The organism is Nocardia sp. MH4 (assembly GCF_019266065.1).
Taxonomy (GTDB): Bacteria; Actinomycetota; Actinomycetes; order Mycobacteriales; family Mycobacteriaceae; genus Nocardia; species Nocardia canadensis.
On the sequence record NZ_LPNR01000101.1, the window covers coordinates 66,860 to 83,205 of the forward strand.

Consider the following 16,346-nt stretch of genomic DNA (forward strand, 5'->3'; position numbering starts at 1 on the left):
GTCAATCACGTCCGGCGCAAGCTGGCCGACGGGGAGCAGGTGCACGGACTGTTCTGTTCGATTCCCGCGCCCACGCTGGTCGAGATGGTCGGCTTGGCCGGCTACGACTTTGTCATCATCGATGCCGAACACACGCTGCTCGATCCACAGAATCTCGAGAACCTGATCCGCGCCGCGCAGGTCGCGGGCCTTACTCCCTTTCTGCGCGTGGCCCCGCACGACACCGCGACCATGCTGCGCGGGCTCGACGCCGGGATCCTCGGCATTGTCGTGCCGCATGTGCGCAGTCGCGCGGATGTCGACGCGGCAGTGCGGGCCGTCTACTACGCGCCCGTGGGTATGCGCTCGCTCGGCAGCGGGCGGGCGGCGGCCTACGGCCTGGACGACCCCGTCGAGCAGTGCCGGCGCAGCAACGCCGAAGTCATGCTCATCGCCCTGATCGAAGACGCCGACGCGGTGGATTCGATCGACGATATCCTGCGCGGTGGCGGCATCGACATGATCCTGCCCGGCATCGCCGATCTGTCCCAATCCTTGGGCGTGCCCTGGCAATTGCGGCATGAGACGGTGCAGGCGGCAGTAACGCGGCTGCACGAGAGCTGTACGAACCACGGTGTCGACTTCTGCGCGCTCGTCCGCACGGCGGAGCGCCACAAGCACTGGCGAGCGGCAGGCGTGCGTGCCTTCACCTGCGGTGACGTCGCCACTCTCGCGGCTACCGCCCTGCGCGCCAACCTGACCGACCTGGTGTCACAACTGCCCCGGGTCGGCAGCCGGTACCGGAGGGAATAGCGCTACCGCAACGCACTACCTTGCTGCCATTGATCCCACGACACGCTCCAGTCGCCGTTCTGCCACACTTCGAGTGGGGCGCCACCGGTATTGCGAACTTCGACTACATCTCCCGGTTGGGAGAAGTTGAAGAACCATTCGGCGTTCGCGGGGCTCAGGTTGAGGCAACCATGCGACACGTTGGTGTTGCCCTGCGCCCAGATGCTGGACTCGAGCGCGTGCAGATAAATGCCATCGGTACTGATCCGGGTGGCCCAGTTGATTGTTTCCTTGTAGCCGAGCCGGGAGTTGACCGGCAGTCCGTACGTCGAAGAGTCCATGATGACCGGGTTGGCTTTGTCCATCACTGTGTAGGTGCCGGGCTGGGTCCAAAATGTGATGGTCGTGCCCGCGACGACTTCGCTGCCGCCCATACCCATCGAGGTCGGCATGGTCCGGATGAGGTTGCCGTTCTCGTACACCGATACCTGCTTGGTGTTGTCATCGGCGATCGACACTCGTGAGGCTCCGATAGTGAAAGCTTCACGGGCATCCTCCTGACCGTAGAGACCTGGCCCGAGCTGGGCGCCGTAAATGTTTGCGGCGACACTGACTTTGGTGCCGGGCGCCCAATACTGCCGAGGACGCCAGTGCGCGTTCCGATCGTCGACCCAGTACCACGATCCGTCGACCGGCGGATCGGCGGTCACCGACAGCCGCGCCTCGGCCGCAGCTCGATCGGGAATGTCCTCGTCGAAGTGCGCAACAACCACGGTCCCGACGCCGTAGCGGCCATCCGAGGCGAAGGACTGCCCACCCGCGGTGGTCAGATACACCTTGGACTGATTACGGGGCGTAATGGTCGAGAAGGTCGCTGTTGTCGGACCGATCCGACCGGTCACGGTCATGGCTTCCGCGATGACCGTATAGGTGCGCCCATAACCGAGCGGTTGCAGCGGCTTCCACGTGGATTTATCCGGCGTGAGGACGCCTTCGATCTGAGTGCCCTGCTCGTTTGTCATGGTCACCGCAGCGAGGATCCCGTCAGAGGCGCTGACCGTGATCCCATTACCCGGGTCAGCATCGCGAGTTCCGGGTGCCGGTGTAAACGAGATCTGCGCGGGCTCAGCGGAATCTCGGATGTTCGAGGGAGCTGACGATGTACAGGCAGCGACCAGGAGCGTCGCTACCGCTGTGAGTGCGACGATAGCTACAGTCGCCCCGTGGCTTCGCGCCATATTTTCCTCCGTTGTCGCACCGCGCCGCTTATCTACTATATGAATCCGTAGTTTACCGGCACTCGTGCACATCAACCGCCCCCGGCCCATGCACTGAACAGCGCCGACGAACACCACCGACAGCAAGAATGGTGACGTTCAGCACATGCCCAGTCATCCCCGACTGTCATTTGCAGCCCCAGTTGCCCCATCAGCCCGCATTACCTACTATTTCACTACGTAGATACCGACAGATGTTCGGCGCCCACCGTCGTGATCGATCGAACACCAGCGCAGAGGAGTACTCCACAGTGAGCCAAGCAGGCCGTCCTGTAGTTCTGATCGCCGACAAGCTCGCCCAGTCGACCGTCGACGCACTCGGTGACGGTGTCGAGGTTCGCTGGGTCGACGGACCCGACCGCCCGGCGCTGCTCGCCGCGGTCCCCGAGGCCGACGCGCTGCTCGTGCGCTCCGCCACCACCGTCGACGCCGAGGTGCTCGACGCGGGCAAGAAGCTGCAGATCGTCGCCCGTGCCGGTGTCGGCCTCGACAATGTCGACGTGCCCGCCGCCACCGAGCGTGGCGTGATGGTCGTCAACGCGCCGACCTCCAACATCCACACCGCCGCCGAGCACGCCGTCACGCTGCTGCTCTCGGCCGCGCGCCAGATCCCGGCCGCCGACGCGACCCTGCGGGAGAAGACCTGGGCGCGCAGCAAGTTCAACGGTGTCGAGATCTTCGGCAAGACCGTCGGTGTGATCGGCCTCGGCCGCATCGGTCAGCTGTTCGCGCAGCGTCTGGCCGCTTTCGAGACCAAGATCGTCGCCTACGACCCCTACACCTCGCCCGCTCGCGCCGCCCAGCTCGGCATCGAGCTGCTGAGCCTGGATGAGGTGCTCGAGCGCGCCGACTTCATCTCCATCCACCTGCCGAAGACGCCCGAGACCAAGGGCATGCTCAACGCCGAGACCCTCGCCAAGACCAAGCCGGGCGTCATCATCGTCAACGCCGCCCGTGGCGGCCTGATCGACGAGCAGGCGCTCGCCGACGCCATCAAGTCCGGCCACGTGCGCGCCGCGGGCCTCGACGTGTTCGAGACCGAGCCGTGCACCGACTCGCCGCTGTTCGACCTCCCGCAGGTCGTCGTGACCCCGCACCTCGGTGCTTCCACCTCGGAGGCGCAGGACCGCGCGGGCACCGATGTCGCCAAGTCGGTGCTGCTGTCGCTGGCCGGTGAGTTCGTGCCCGGCGCGGTGAACGTCACCGGTGGCGCCGTGACCGACGAGGTCGCCCCCTGGCTCGACGTCGTCCGCAAGCAGGGCGCGCTGCTGGGCGCCATCGCCAACGAGCTGCCCGTCAGTGTCGAGGTGCAGGTTCGTGGCGAGCTGTCCGCACAGGACGTCGCCGTGCTGGAGCTGTCCGCGCTGCGCGGTGTGTTCTCGGCGCTGGTCGAGGACCAGGTCACCTTCGTCAACGCCCCGGCGCTGGCCAAGGATCGTGGCATCACCGCCACCGTCACCACCGCGTCGGAGAGCCCGACTCACCGCAGCGTTGTCGACCTGCGCGCCGTGTTCGGCGACGGTTCGACCCTGAACGTGGCAGGCACCCTGACCGAGCCCAACCTGGTCGAGAAGATCGTCAACATCAACGGCCGCAACTACGACATGCGCGCCGAGGGCCTGAACCTGGCCATCCTCAACTATGAGGACCGCCCGGGACAGTTGGGTTACATCGGAACGGTTCTCGGCCAGGCCGGAGTCGACATCAAAGCTGCCCAGTTGGCACAGGATGTCGATCCCGGAGGTGCCACTGCCATCCTCCGCGTTGACAAGGAGGTGTCCGCGGAAACGAAAGCGTGGATCGAGAAGGTAGTCGGCGCCGCCAAGGTCGTGCTGGTCGACCTGGCCTGATCGACCAGCCTCCAGCACCCCCGATGAAGTGACACCTGCGACGAAGCATCACTGCAATTCTCGACATGAGCGCAGCGTTGGGCGCATGACCGTGCACCGGCAAGCGGACTGTCCCCGTTGTCCACGGCGGGGACAGATCATGCCGCTATCGGCCACGATGTGTCCGGGGAAGACCGGTCGGCTTGAACACCCGCATGCAGGGTATGCGGGTGGCAGGAGCATCAACCGAGGAGGCATACCGATGACGACTCGACTCACTCGACTGGCCGCATCCGCTGCTGTGGTGTCCGCGGCGATAGTCGCCAGTGCTGGACAAGCCGCCGCTGATCCTGGATCGGTCTCGATCGACGGCAACATGCAGGTGCTGGGTATGAACGTGCTGCACATCGACGCCCAAGGCACAGGTGACGGCCCGGCCACGGGCACCTACGTCGCAAGCGGACGATTGGGGAATATGCCGCTGCCGGTGCGCGTGACCGGCCCGGTGACCTGTCTGACGATCAACGGAAACACCGTGTCGTTGATCTATCCGATCACTACTGCCGAACCGGTCATGATGTTCGCACCCGACTCGATGGCCATCCAGATCACCGTCACCAAGGGCACCGGCGGGGAACCTAATCGGATCGGCTATGGAATCCCGATGCCGACGACCAGCTTCCGTGGATGCCAGCCGGGTCCGACACCGCTGATCTTCGACGGGATCATCGACATCAACTGACTCGACGCCAACTAGATTCCGATTCAGCGCACCTGGCCGGGACGCCAGGTGCGCCGCTGGGAGCGACGAATCAAGGGGCCGGGTGTTGCGAGCGCCCCGGCACAGCGTTGCGGTCCGGCGGTGCTCGTGTGTCAACCGTTGCTGGAGCGGAAGCGACGCAAACGCAGACTGTTGCTCACCACGAAGACCGAGGAGAACGCCATCGCGGCACCGGCCAGCATGGGGTTCAGCAGGCCTGCCATGGCCAGCGGCAAAGCGGCAACGTTGTAGGCGAAGGCCCAGAACAGGTTGCCTTTGATGGTGCCGAGCGTCTTGCGCGACAACCGGATCGCGTCCGCCGCAGCCCGCAGGTCGCCACGGACCAGGGTCAGGTCGCTGGCCTCGATCGCCACGTCGGTGCCGGTACCCATAGCCAGGCCGAGGTCTGACTGGGCCAGTGCCGCCGCGTCGTTGACGCCGTCGCCGACCATGGCGACGACCTTGCCCTGAGCCTGCAGTTTCTTGATGACATCGACCTTGTCCTGGGGCAGCACCTCGGCGATCACCTGTTCGATGCCGACCTCGTCGCCGATGGCCCGGGCCGCGGCGGCGTTGTCGCCGGTCAGCAACATCGGTGTCAGTCCCAGCGCACGCAGTTGTGTAATCGCTTCGGCGGACGTTGGTTTCACCGTGTCGGCGACTACCAGGATGCCGCGTGCCTTACCGTCCCAGGCCACCGCGACGGCCGTTTTCCCCTCGGATTCGGCAGCGGCCATGGCTTGCTCCAAGCCCGAGTCCAGGTTTTGCGCTTGCTCTGCCAGCAGTCGGCGACGCCCGACAACAACCGCGTGGCCATCGACGACACCGTGTACACCGAGGCCCTCGACGTTGGCGAAGCCCTGCACCGGTTCGAGATCGCCGACCTTGTCCCGGGCGCCCTTGGCGATCGCCTGCGCGATCGGGTGCTCGGACGAGTCCTCCAGCGCCCCGGCCAACGCCAGGATCTGCATCTCGTCCTCGCCGTCGGCGGCATACACCTTCAGCAGGCTCATCTTGCCGGTGGTGACGGTACCGGTCTTGTCCAGCACCACGGTGTCGACCCGTCTGGTCGATTCCAGCACCTCCGGCCCCTTGATGAGAATGCCCATCTGCGCACCGCGGCCGGTACCGACCATCAGCGCGGTGGGCGTGGCCAGGCCGAGCGCGCAGGGGCAGGCGATGATCAGCACGGCGACTGCGGCAGTGAAGGCCGCCGCGACCGAACCCCCGGTACCGAGCCAGAACCCGAGGGCCACCACCGACAGCGCGATCACGATGGGCACGAAGACGCCGGAGATCCTGTCGGCCAGCCGCTGGGCCTGGGCCTTGCCGCTCTGAGCCTCCTCCACCAGCTTGGCCATCTGGGCCAGCTGGGTGTCCGAGCCGACACGGCTCGTACGCACCACGATTCGGCCGCCGACGTTGACAGTGGCGCCGACCACAGCGTCGCCGACGCCCACCTCTACCGGCACCGACTCACCGGTCAGCATCGAGGCGTCGACCGCCGAGGAACCTTCCGCGACAACACCGTCGGAGGCGACCTTCTCGCCGGGGCGCACGACGAACAGGTCGCCCACGGCGAGCTGATCGGCGGGTATGCGCTCCTCTTTACCGTCGCGCAACACCGATACTTCTTTGGCACCGAGCTCCAACAGTGCTCGCAGTGCGGCACCGGCCTGCCGCTTGGCGCGGGCCTCGAAGTAGCGTCCGGCGAGGATGAAGGTGGTGACCCCGGCTGCCACCTCCAGATAGATGTTGCCGGCGCCGCCGTCAGGGGCGATGGTCAGTTCGAATGGGTGCGTCATTCCCGGCATACCGGCGGTGCCCAAGAACAGTGCGTACAGCGACCAGCCGAGCGCGGCGAGCGTGCCGATGGAGATGAGCGTGTCCATCGTGGCGGTGGCGTGGCGCAGGTTGGTCCAGGCCGCCCGGTGGAACGGCAACGCACCCCAAACAACTACCGGCGCGGCCAGTGTCAGCGACAGCCACTGCCAGTTGGTGAACTGCAATGCCGGAATCATCGCCATGGCGATCACCGGCACCGTGAGGATCAGCGAGATGAGCAGACGCTGCCTTAGTGAGGCTGTCGGGTCATCGCCTTCGGTAGCAGGTGCTGAGGCGACACTTTTGTCGATCGTCGAGACTGGGAGCGCGGCGGTGTAACCGGCTTCCTCGACCGTGGCGACCAGGGTTTCAGGCGTGAGGTCGCCGGAGTATTCCACGCGCGCCTTCTCCGTGGCGTAGTTCACCGTGGCGGTGACCCCGTCGAGCTTGTTCAGTTTCTTCTCGATGCGATTGGCGCACGACGCGCAGGTCATGCCACCGATCGTCAACTCGATCCGGGTGGACGGTTGCGTCGTGGTGCCCATCACTGACTCCGATCCGTACTGCGATGAATCTGACTACAGGTAATGAAATCGACAGGCTCGGTCAGCCGACGAGCTGATAGCCGGCCTCGCTGACAGCCGCGGCGATTGCGCGTCGGTCTATCGCGTCCGCCGCGTCGATGGTCACGTGCCCGCTGGTGAAGTCGGCCTCCACTGCGGTAACACCCGGGATCTTCCCGATTTCTTTGTTCACCGAATTCGCGCAGCAGCTGCAGGTCATTCCGGTCACGTTGACGGTGATGGTGCTCATGGCAGATCTCCCGAAGTCTGCGGTCGCCTCCGACCGCCTGACTATGATTATACCCCCCTCGGGTATCGAATCGGTAGACGGCGCCTGCTCGGTGGGGACGAATACGATGGACCACCGTTCGACGAAAGCCTGTAGCCGCTGATGCTGCTCGCGGTCGGCCTCGCTGCGGCAACGGTGGCGCGCCGGGTTCGTACCGCTGCGCCCGCCGGCGGCCGTGGTGGTCGCAGCCTATGTTGCGGTGCGCCTGGCCGAACGTCGCGGGCGGTATCGAATCCGGCACACGGTGACACGAACGTTGAGCACCGCCGCAATCGAATCAGGGCAGTTGTCGGGAGAACGCAGGCGGGGGGCGACGCCCCGACTCGTCGCCTCCACCTTCGATGACTGCGGCGGAGGCTTCGCGAGATGAAGGGAATCGCACGCCTCCGCCGCAGCCGACACCCCGGGGTCTCGGGGGTGCCTTGTGCCGGGATCACCATTCGGCACAAGTACTATCCATCTCAGTAGAACGGTAGCCAGCGATGTCAAAGAATGCAACGGCCAATTCGATGATTCGAAGTTCAGCCCGGCCCGAATGCGCTGATCGACGATATATCGCCGAGCTGTTCGAACGGCTGCTGCGTGACGGCCGACTGCCGGGCGGCGCACCCCGCGTTTCACCGACCGTGGTCGCGACGGCATTGTTCAACCCCGTCGGCCCGGCCCTGCTGTCAACGGTTACGCGGGCACCCGCGGTCCGCTCGGCCTGCCACTGAAGCCGCATGGAAGAAGTCAGCGAAGGTGGGGCGACGCCACGAGTCGTCGCCCCACCTTCGAGAGACCGAGGCGGAGGCCTCGCGAGATGAGGGGATCGCGCCTCCGCCGCAGTCGACACCCCTCCGCTACCTCGGGGCGCCCCGTGCCGAGATCCTCATCGGCACAAGTCTCTATCTACTGCCTACGTTAGTAAATAGTAGATCAGAGGGTCGGTGAGTACAAACTGACCCCACCACCGCTGGTGAGTCATAGAACTCTGCTGTTCCGGGGAGTACTCTAGGTAGTTGACTGAAAGCTTGGTCTACATCGAATATCGGGGAGATCGCCATGGCACCCGGACGAGGCTGGTGGACGAAACGCCAGGTGTTCGCGGCACTCGCTGTGCTGCCAGCGCTGGTGTTGTCGGCATGTAGCTCTGGGGCCGGGGATACGGGTGACGTGGCAACCGTTCGAGAATCCGGCGTCGCGTCGAATTCGGCCAATTCGACGCGGATGGTAGTCAGTGAGACCGAATTCTCCATCAACGTGCCCGACTCTCAATTGACACCGGGTGCGTACACGTTCGTCGTAGAGAACTCCGGGTCCGTCTCTCATGATCTCGTGATTCTGGGTCCGGGCGGGGAATCACAGCAGACATCGCGGATCGAGAGCGGCGGGTCCAGTGAGCTGACCGTAAACCTGGAGCCTGGTTCTTACAAGCTGTGGTGCTCTATCGGAAATCATCGGGAACTCGGCATGAGCACCGAAATCGCGGTGAGCTGATCCGCCCCAGGGCGCTCCCCAACGCGGTGATGACCGCACAATTCGGTCAACTGGCCGGGGCGGCTGGTGTCCGGGGCAATGGCAGCTAGTGCCTCGTCAAGCTACGTTGGCCAGGTAATCAGGTAGCCGGATCTTGGAGTTGACGGCGAACTCGCGTTTGGGCTCGGCGTGCTGGTTGCGCCAGCGAATGTAGGCGCCGATCGCGGCGTCCTGCTCGCCGTGGCTGGGTGATCGGTGCCGTTGAGCGCGAAGTAGCGCAGCGCGGCGAACTCGGACTCGATCCAGTTCAACCACGATGAATAGGTCGGAGTGAACACCAGCTCAACGGCGTTGTCGGCAGCCCATTCCCGCACCTCGCGACGCTTGTGGACCGAGTAGTTGTCCACGATCACATACAGCTTCTGCCCTGGCCAGCGTGCGCGCAGCGACTTGACGAACGCGAGAAATTCCATCCACCGCTTCCGGTCTCGGATCCGGTAGTACATCTCCCGGTAGCCAGATCCAGCGCCCCGAACATGTGCCGAACACCCTGGGTGCGGTTGTAGGTGGCCCGCAACCGCCTCGGGCGGCGTGCGGGAAACCAGCCCCGGCCCGCGCGAGGCAGCAGGTTCAACGGACCGAACTCATCTGCGCAGATCACCCGGCCATCGGCGGGCGGATTGTCGTAGAGATCCAGGATCCGGGTCATCTTGTCGGCGAACTCGGGATCGTTGCTGGCCTTCCATGTCTTGGTCGCTTGCCACGACACCCCTGCCGCCTTCAAGAACTGCCGTATCGTTTCCCGGCTCAAATCAGCAATACTGTTGGTACGCAACACTTCCCGAAGCTTCGACAACTCCAGGTCGAGAACGGACAACCCAGGTCTTGGGGGCAGCACCGAGCGATCTGGGCGATCCGTTCACGCGTGCCCCGATCAGTCTTGCTCGGCCTCTCCCCGCTCCATTTTGGGTCCAGGGCCGCAAATCCCTTCTCGTTGAACGCGTGGATCACCTCACGCACGTAATCCTCGCTGACCTGCATCAACTTGGCTATCAGCGGGACAGGCTGGCGTTGAGCCGAGGCCATGACCACGATCGCGCGCCGCATCCGCACCGACACCTTGCTGGTCTTGGCGATCCTTGCCAGTTTCTGTCCCTCTTCCGGGGTCACCGGCCGAACGAACACTCCGGGTTTTCTCACCACCCGACACCACCTCCGCGAGCAGCATCGCTGGCCCCGGACCTCAGATCAACCCGGCGCGCACGCTTGCCAGATTACGCGGCCAACCCTTCTGGACGAGGCACTAGGGTCTTCCACTGATCACGTTCTGGCGAGCGCGGGCGAGTACCGAGATGGCTTGGGCGAGTTCACTATCCGCCGATAGGCGTCGGTGTGTGCGGAATCGGCGAATCAGAATATTCGACGGCGTCGGGCTATTCCGTCGCCTCTCGAGTGGTGCTGCGGCATGGCCCTGCGGTATGCGTACTGGTCGGGCTGGGCGCCGGGGCGGGCTTGCTGTGCTCGTCGGACTGGCCCGGCGCTGTGGGCTGTGGGCTGTGGGCTGTGGGCTGTGGGCTGTGGGCTGTGGGCTGCGTACCCGATAACGACCGGATCCTGCAGCTCTCGGGAGAACAAAGGTGGGGGCGACGCCACGAGTCGTCGCCCCCACTTCCGATGACCTGGCCGAGCGCGCGAGATGAGGGGATCGCGCAACTTCAGCCGTGGCCAACACCCCCGGCTCTTAGGGGCGCCCGTGCCGAGATCGAGTTCGGCACAAGTGTTATTGCCATCTAGGCAGTAGAGAGCAGCCAGGCATGCCTCACCGCCTGGTTTCCGGTCCAGCGGGGTAGCGCGAGCGCCGGTCCTCGGGTGAGGGGCGGGTGCGTGGTGCGGGCGGTTGGGCTCGGCGGTGTCCGCGACGATCCGGCTCGGTGCCTGGCCACGGTCGTGGCGCGCCGGTCGGGACCCGAACGCCGGGGCCGGGTCGGTCCTCGCCGGATTGGGGCCGGGACAGAACTGGCGGGGGTGGTTTGCGATATGCGTGCTGGTCGACCTCCGCGCCGGGCCGGGTCTTGGTCACTGCGCCGATCGCTGCCACAGGTTCGCCGATGCGGTTGGGTCGGCGTCGCAGTGGGGTGGTCGGCGAATCCGAGCCCGAGAATGCGGGGTCGATGGGCCGGTGACGTCCACTGGGCAGACGATGACGTCCGGTGGTGTACTGCTCCGGCACGGTGGTGGCACGGTCGGCCCGTTCCAGACGCAGCAAAGCATAGGCGGCGATGACACCGATCCCGGTCAACCCCGCCCAGACGATCCAGTCCAGTCCGGCATCGCGGGCCGCACCCACGAGAGTGCCGGTAGCCAGGTTGCCGATCAGGATTCCGACTCCGACAACGGTGTTGTAAAAGCCGTAGTGCGTCGCGACCAGCCTGTTTCCCGACAGCGACACCACGGTATCCATCTCGAACGGGAACACCGCCGCGGTGCCGATCGCCAGCAGAGTGGTCGTGATCAACAACGCGGCCACCGCCGCCACAGCGCCGAAAGTCCCCGGACCGGACACGACGATCAACGGAACGAAGGCTGCGGCCAGGACGCTCATCCCGGCGACCAGGCTCTTGCCCGGGCCCCAGCGGGCACGCAACCAGGCGGTGATTCGGAGCTGGCCGGCGACGGCGACGACACCGGAGACCACGAACAGTGCCGAGACCAGGGCTTGCGAGCGAGCCCCGGCTATGAATTCCGCTTGCAGCGGCAAGGCCAGATACACCTGGAACGACAAAACGTAGGAGCCGATCATCGCCACCGAGAACGCCAGGAACCGCCGGTTGGACATGACGCGGCGCCAGTCGTCGAGGACCGAGGTCTTCTCGGCCGGTGCCTCGCCGCGGCGAGCGGGTAGGGCGAACAGTTGGGCGATGGTCAAGGCGGCGAACACCGCCGCCGCGACACCAGCGGTGACCCGGAAGTCGACCGCCATCAACGCCAGTCCCACCAGCGGCCCGGCCAGGATGCCCGCCTGATAGAACATGTTGAACACCGCGAACGCTTCGACGCGCCGCTCTCCGGTGTCCGCGGCAAGATAGGCGCGCACCGCCGGATTGAACAACGCGCCCGCGAACCCGGTCGCCGCGGAGGCGATCAACACCGCGGGCAAGGAGTCTGCGAAGACCAACAGTGCGAAGCCACCGGTGCGCAGCAGGCATCCGGCAACGATCAACGGCTTGTAGCCGAGCCGATCGGCCAGCGTGCCACCGATGAGGAACATGCCCTGCTGGGAGAAGTTGCGCACACCCAGGACCAGACCGACCGCCCACGCGGCTAACCCCAATGGCCCGGCCAGATATCCGGCCAGAAAGGGCATCAGCATGTAGAAGCCCAGGTTGATGCCGAACTGGTTGATCATCAGCAGCCGGGCGGGCAGATCGAAACTTCCGAACTTGGCGATCACGGTCACGAAGCGAGCTCCCCTTCTGTCATTGCGACGGGCGAGACCACCGAGGTGCAGCGGGTCCAGCGCTGGACGACCCGTTCACCGGGGTGGCTGATCGCCTCGGGCGCGACGGGTGCGGTGACGTCGAGAAGCCCGTGCTCGGCGCAATAGGAGTCGTTGTAGATGGTGTCGAAGTAGCGATGGGGCCCGTCGGGGAATACCGCCGCGATCCGGGTCGACGGAGCGGCGACGCGGGCTGCCCACCCGGCGACCAGCGCGACCGCGCCCACGCTCCACCCGCCGGTCGCGTGGTGGGTGGCCGCGAGTGTGCGGCACGCCCACACCGATTCCGCCGGTGCGACCCAGTGGACCTCGTCGAATGCCTCGTAGTCGACGTTGGCGGGATAGATGCTCGATCCCAGGCCTCGCATCAGCCGCGGCCCGGCCGGCTGGCCGAAGATCGTCGAGGAGATCGTGTCGACACCGACGAGCGTCAACTCGGGGTTGTAGCGGCGCAGCACCCGCGCCACACCGGCGGAGTGCCCGCCGGTACCGACCGCGCACACCAGTACATCGACAGTCCCGAGCTGCTCGATCAGCTCCAAGGCAAGGGATTCGTAGCCCTCGACATTGTCGGGGTTGCTGTACTGATCGGGGCACCAGGCATCGGGGTCGGCAGCCAACAACTGCGCGACCCGCTCGCGCCGCGCCTGCTGCCAGCCACCGACTGGATGCGGCTCGCTCACCAGTTCGACGGTGGCGCCGTAGGCGGTCAGCATCTGGGCAACGATCGGTTCCAACCCAGGGTCGGTCACCACGGTGACCGGGTGCTGATACACCATGCCGGCCAAGGCGAGACCCAGGCCCAGCGTGCCGCTGGTCGACTCGACGATGCGTGCTCCGGGCCGCAGGTCGCCGCGTTCACGCGCCTTCTGCACCATGTGCAGCGCGGGCCGGTCCTTCATCCCGCCAGGGTTGAACCCTTCGAGTTTGGCCCAGAATCCGCGATCGGCGGCAGCCAGCGGTTCGCCGATCCACAACACCGGCGTATTGCCGACCAGGCCGCGGGGCGCATCGATCGCATCGGGGGCGCCCAGCATGCGACGAGTGTGGGCGAGTTCGAGAGTGGGGAAGGTGTTGTTCACGGTTTGCTGTCTCTTCTCTGCACAGGCGGGCCGCTTTCGCGGTACGCCACGACGATGGGCAGCGGGCACCGGCCGACACGACGGGTCGGCCTGGCGCTGACCGATCAGCGTCGGGAGATGCAGTGCAGCGTCAACACGGCGCGTCCATCCGGACGGGCCGGACGCAGTGGTGGCCCACGCACGCCACCGGTGCCGGCCGTCCGCGCCGAGACCGCCGGAAACACACTCGTGGCCGCGGCGAGGATCAACGCCGCCAATGTCATGGACACGATTCCCGGCGGCAGAGCCTTGGCAGGGCCGTGCACGGCATGCGCGGCGCATTGTTCAGCGTCGGCAGACACGACGTGTTCATGACCAGCGGCCGCGTCCGCACCCTCGGCGGCCGCTACGTGATGGTCGACCGTGCGGCCGTGTCCGTCGAAAAGAAGGCAGTCGGCGGCAGGAACGACCACCAGAGCAGCAGCTAGCAGCAGCACTAGCCAGCTACCGCGTCGCATCCAGCCGAGAGACTTCATAATGCAGCGATAGTAACGAAAACGTAACGGCATGCGCAACGATGCTGCCGCTCCTCGCATGCCACCGTCGGACGTTTGCACGCCGCGCGCCCGATGGCCGGTCGCCGACGACGGGCACGATCCCGACTGCGACCGCAGTCCATGCATACTCACCTCCGACGTCCAGACCTGTTGAGTATCAACATATCTCGCAGTCTCCACCGGACCGCCGGTCGGGGCTGGTTGACATCCACACCGATCAATCTACTATCTTGGTACGTACATAGTAGATGATGGGTGATCAGGAACACGCTGTCGGCGTGTGGGGCCCAATGACTTATATCGCGTCACATTCACGACACGCCTCGGCGAGGTGTCGGCTAACAGCCCGGTCGGCCCCGCCGGATGCATTCGTTGACCGCAACTGCAGGTCGAAAACGTTGAAAGGAAGACCACTACTATGACCACACCTTCGAGGCCCCACCGCACACGACTGCCCGCACGGCTACTGGCCGCGACCTCGATCGCTGCCGCGGCGACGTTTCTGGTGGTGGTGCCGGCGACCGCCGCGCCGCCTTCTTCCGGGACCAGCGGCAGACCCGCGGGCAGTGACGACGGACGCGGAACCGCATGGCATGGAAACGGTCGCGTCGACAACGGCCACCACACCGACAACGGCGGACGCAGCCACGGCCACGATCGGACCGACGCTGGTCGTCACGACCCCTCCGACGACGGCGGCCACTGCCTGCCTCGCGGCTGTACCGGACCCCGCTGACGTAGCGATCGGGTTGGGTTCCGGCGTGGTGCTGTGGCCAGATCCAACGATGTCGGTGACCACCGGCACCAACTCGAGCCCGTTTGCCACCGCACAGGCTCGCGGTCCGCCCGCGCGGACCGCCACCCATCCAACGCTCAACCCATTCGACAAGGAGGTGATCGACCGATGAACCCGCTGAAGATGCTGTGTGACTGGATGTGCACGATGATGCCCTCGTGCTGTCAGATGTGATCGCACACCGCCGACCAGATAACAGAGCCGGGGCCGATCGGGCTCAATTGAACGTCGGCCCCGCGCAGACTCTAACCACCGAAGCCCGGAACCTCACATCTACTATTACCGTACGTAGATAGCAGTAATGCAAGGATAGGAAATCATGAAGTTCAACCACTCTTCCCGCCGCATTGCAACCCGTTTCGGCTTCGCAGCGGTGGCCGTTGCCGCAGCGACCACCCTCGCCTCGCCAGCTTTCGCAGATTCCAGCCCGACGCCGTCGGTCACCGAGGTCGCGGCCAGACACGGCGGCCACCACGGCGGGGGTCACACCAACCATGGCAACCACAATGGTCACAGCAATCATCGGACGCCGTTGCCGTTGCCCCGCACTGGCAGCTGGTAGCAGCCGCGGCGCGCGAAGCGGTCGGGTCGCCGTGGCGTCCGGCCGTTTTCGCGCGCCGACTACTTTTTTCGATCCGATGCGACATAGCGCTGTCGCCTCATCTACGATATTGCTACGTAGATTTTGCGTTTTTGGAGGTGGTGGCGATGGCACATCGTTTCGGTGATCTCGAAGCCGCAGTGATGGACCGAGTGTGGACGGCCGAAGGCGAACTCACCGTCCGCGGGGTCTACGAAAGCTTGCTCCTCGAGCGCCACCTCGCCTACACCACAGTGATGTCGACCATGGACAACCTGCACCGCAAGGGCTGGCTCGACCGTGAACGCCACGGCAAAGCCTACTTTTACTGGCCCACCCTGACCCGCGAGGAATACAGCGCCCAGCTCATGCGAGCCGCACTCGACGGGACTCGCTCCAACCTCGTCCTTGCGCGCTTTGTCGAGCAGATCAGCGACGACGACTCCGACGCATTACGGGCGCTGTTGGGTCGCACCGCATCTCGTCGCACCGCGAACTGAGGCGAACAGCAGGCTTCCCGCGTCCGGCACGGAGGGCTATGGCACGTTGTGCTGAACACCTGCCCGACGGGACGGGGGCACCAGTCCACGCATTCACGTCCAATGATCATCGAGTGGATCGGGCATGCGCGAACTTCGTCGTGACTTTCATTGAGGTTCTCCGATAATGCGCCGCGCAGGTCGGCACGCAGGGGCGTGGGCCCCGACTCATGCCGACCTGCACGCGAGCCGCACTCTCGCGACAGGATCTACGTAAGCACACCGTCGATACATAAGCTCGCGTCACGCCACGACGGCGGTGGGGGCACTGAGCCGGGATCAAAAGTCCAGGCGGCGACCGACTCGACAGGCTTCCAAACGAGGCCCCCCTTGTCGTCCGAAAACGCTTCGTAGAGGTCATCGCGCCCTTCCACCAGTTGGCTCCCGACGCAGCGGTCGACGTAAGTCGTGCCCGGCTGTTGTGCGCCGACGCTGAATACCCCAACAGGATCAGTAGCGGCGCCGGGCGTGCGAACGGTGCTGTGGCGACTCGTTGCCGGTCCCCGTCGCCAGACGGGTGCGCCGGTGTCTGATTCGCAAGTGAAA

General features: G+C 65.3%; 14 protein-coding genes and 1 pseudogene. 7 read left to right on the forward strand and 8 right to left on the reverse strand.

Annotated elements, in window-relative coordinates; genetic code table 11:
* Nucleotides 1-39 precede the first annotated feature (39 nt).
* Complete coding sequence (locus ATM97_RS16105; RefSeq protein ID WP_218718834.1) at nucleotides 40-792, forward strand: HpcH/HpaI aldolase/citrate lyase family protein; 753 nt, start codon at nucleotides 40-42, stop codon at nucleotides 790-792.
* Between the two features lie 2 nt (nucleotides 793-794).
* Here ATM97_RS16105 and ATM97_RS16110 read toward each other — a convergent pair whose 3' ends face one another.
* The gene (locus tag ATM97_RS16110) at nucleotides 795-2,009 is read right to left on the reverse strand and encodes an Ig-like domain-containing protein (protein ID WP_218718835.1); all 1,215 of its coding nucleotides are present in this window, start codon (nucleotides 2,007-2,009) and stop codon (nucleotides 795-797) included.
* A gap of 290 nt (nucleotides 2,010-2,299) precedes the next feature.
* On the opposite strand from ATM97_RS16110, the gene serA reads away from it, so the two are divergent.
* Together serA and ATM97_RS34410 are read left to right on the forward strand one after the other, a co-directional pair.
* Complete coding sequence (serA, locus tag ATM97_RS16115) at nucleotides 2,300-3,898, forward strand: phosphoglycerate dehydrogenase (RefSeq protein ID WP_218718836.1); 1,599 nt, start codon at nucleotides 2,300-2,302, stop codon at nucleotides 3,896-3,898.
* A 241-nt stretch (nucleotides 3,899-4,139) separates the two neighbouring features.
* On the forward strand, nucleotides 4,140-4,619 hold the full coding sequence (locus ATM97_RS34410; RefSeq protein WP_255587870.1) for a hypothetical protein: 480 nt from the start codon (nucleotides 4,140-4,142) through the stop codon (nucleotides 4,617-4,619).
* A 131-nt stretch (nucleotides 4,620-4,750) separates the two neighbouring features.
* On the opposite strand, the gene ATM97_RS16125 is transcribed toward ATM97_RS34410, so the two are convergent.
* Both ATM97_RS16125 and ATM97_RS16130 read right to left on the reverse strand, forming a co-directional pair.
* A complete protein-coding gene (locus ATM97_RS16125; RefSeq protein WP_218718837.1) occupies nucleotides 4,751-7,006 on the reverse strand; it encodes a cation-translocating P-type ATPase in 2,256 nt (751 codons plus the stop codon).
* Between the two features lie 61 nt (nucleotides 7,007-7,067).
* On the reverse strand, nucleotides 7,068-7,274 hold the full coding sequence (locus ATM97_RS16130) for a heavy-metal-associated domain-containing protein (protein WP_218718838.1): 207 nt from the start codon (nucleotides 7,272-7,274) through the stop codon (nucleotides 7,068-7,070).
* A gap of 1,083 nt (nucleotides 7,275-8,357) precedes the next feature.
* On the opposite strand from ATM97_RS16130, the gene ATM97_RS16135 reads away from it, so the two are divergent.
* Nucleotides 8,358-8,792 carry a hypothetical protein gene (locus ATM97_RS16135; RefSeq protein WP_218718839.1) on the forward strand — a complete coding sequence of 145 codons (435 nt, stop codon included), beginning with the start codon at nucleotides 8,358-8,360 and terminating at the stop codon, nucleotides 8,790-8,792.
* A gap of 101 nt (nucleotides 8,793-8,893) precedes the next feature.
* On the opposite strand, the gene ATM97_RS34415 is transcribed toward ATM97_RS16135, so the two are convergent.
* The 5 genes and pseudogenes from ATM97_RS34415 to ATM97_RS16160 form a co-directional block, all read right to left on the reverse strand.
* Nucleotides 8,894-9,244 (reverse strand): transposase, encoded by a 351-nt coding sequence (locus ATM97_RS34415; RefSeq protein WP_255587871.1) that lies wholly within the window; start codon nucleotides 9,242-9,244, stop codon nucleotides 8,894-8,896.
* A 334-nt stretch (nucleotides 9,245-9,578) separates the two neighbouring features.
* The gene (locus ATM97_RS16145; RefSeq protein ID WP_218718840.1) at nucleotides 9,579-9,941 is read right to left on the reverse strand and encodes a helix-turn-helix domain-containing protein; all 363 of its coding nucleotides are present in this window, start codon (nucleotides 9,939-9,941) and stop codon (nucleotides 9,579-9,581) included.
* A gap of 1,042 nt (nucleotides 9,942-10,983) precedes the next feature.
* A pseudogene (locus tag ATM97_RS16150) lies at nucleotides 10,984-12,228 on the reverse strand (MFS transporter); the annotation flags it as partial.
* Nucleotides 12,225-13,304 (reverse strand): PLP-dependent cysteine synthase family protein, encoded by a 1,080-nt coding sequence (locus tag ATM97_RS16155; protein WP_218718866.1) that lies wholly within the window; start codon nucleotides 13,302-13,304, stop codon nucleotides 12,225-12,227. The pseudogene ATM97_RS16150 and the gene ATM97_RS16155, both read right to left, overlap by 4 nt.
* 149 nt (nucleotides 13,305-13,453) lie before the next feature.
* Nucleotides 13,454-13,897, reverse strand: coding sequence for a hypothetical protein (locus ATM97_RS16160; RefSeq protein ID WP_218718842.1), 444 nt, complete (start codon nucleotides 13,895-13,897; stop codon nucleotides 13,454-13,456).
* Between the two features lie 554 nt (nucleotides 13,898-14,451).
* Between ATM97_RS16160 and ATM97_RS16165 the strand changes: the two genes are divergently transcribed.
* The 3 genes from ATM97_RS16165 to ATM97_RS16175 all read left to right on the forward strand — a co-directional run bounded on the left by ATM97_RS16165 (nucleotide 14,452) and on the right by ATM97_RS16175 (nucleotide 15,761).
* Nucleotides 14,452-14,793, forward strand: a complete 342-nt coding sequence (locus tag ATM97_RS16165; RefSeq protein WP_218718843.1) for a hypothetical protein — start codon at nucleotides 14,452-14,454, stop codon at nucleotides 14,791-14,793.
* Nucleotides 14,794-15,000: 207 nt separating this feature from the next.
* Nucleotides 15,001-15,243 carry a hypothetical protein gene (locus ATM97_RS16170; protein ID WP_218718844.1) on the forward strand — a complete coding sequence of 81 codons (243 nt, stop codon included), beginning with the start codon at nucleotides 15,001-15,003 and terminating at the stop codon, nucleotides 15,241-15,243.
* Nucleotides 15,244-15,389: 146 nt separating this feature from the next.
* Entirely contained in the window at nucleotides 15,390-15,761 is a 372-nt protein-coding gene (locus ATM97_RS16175) for a BlaI/MecI/CopY family transcriptional regulator (RefSeq protein WP_218718845.1), read from the forward strand.
* Nucleotides 15,762-16,346 lie beyond the last annotated feature (585 nt).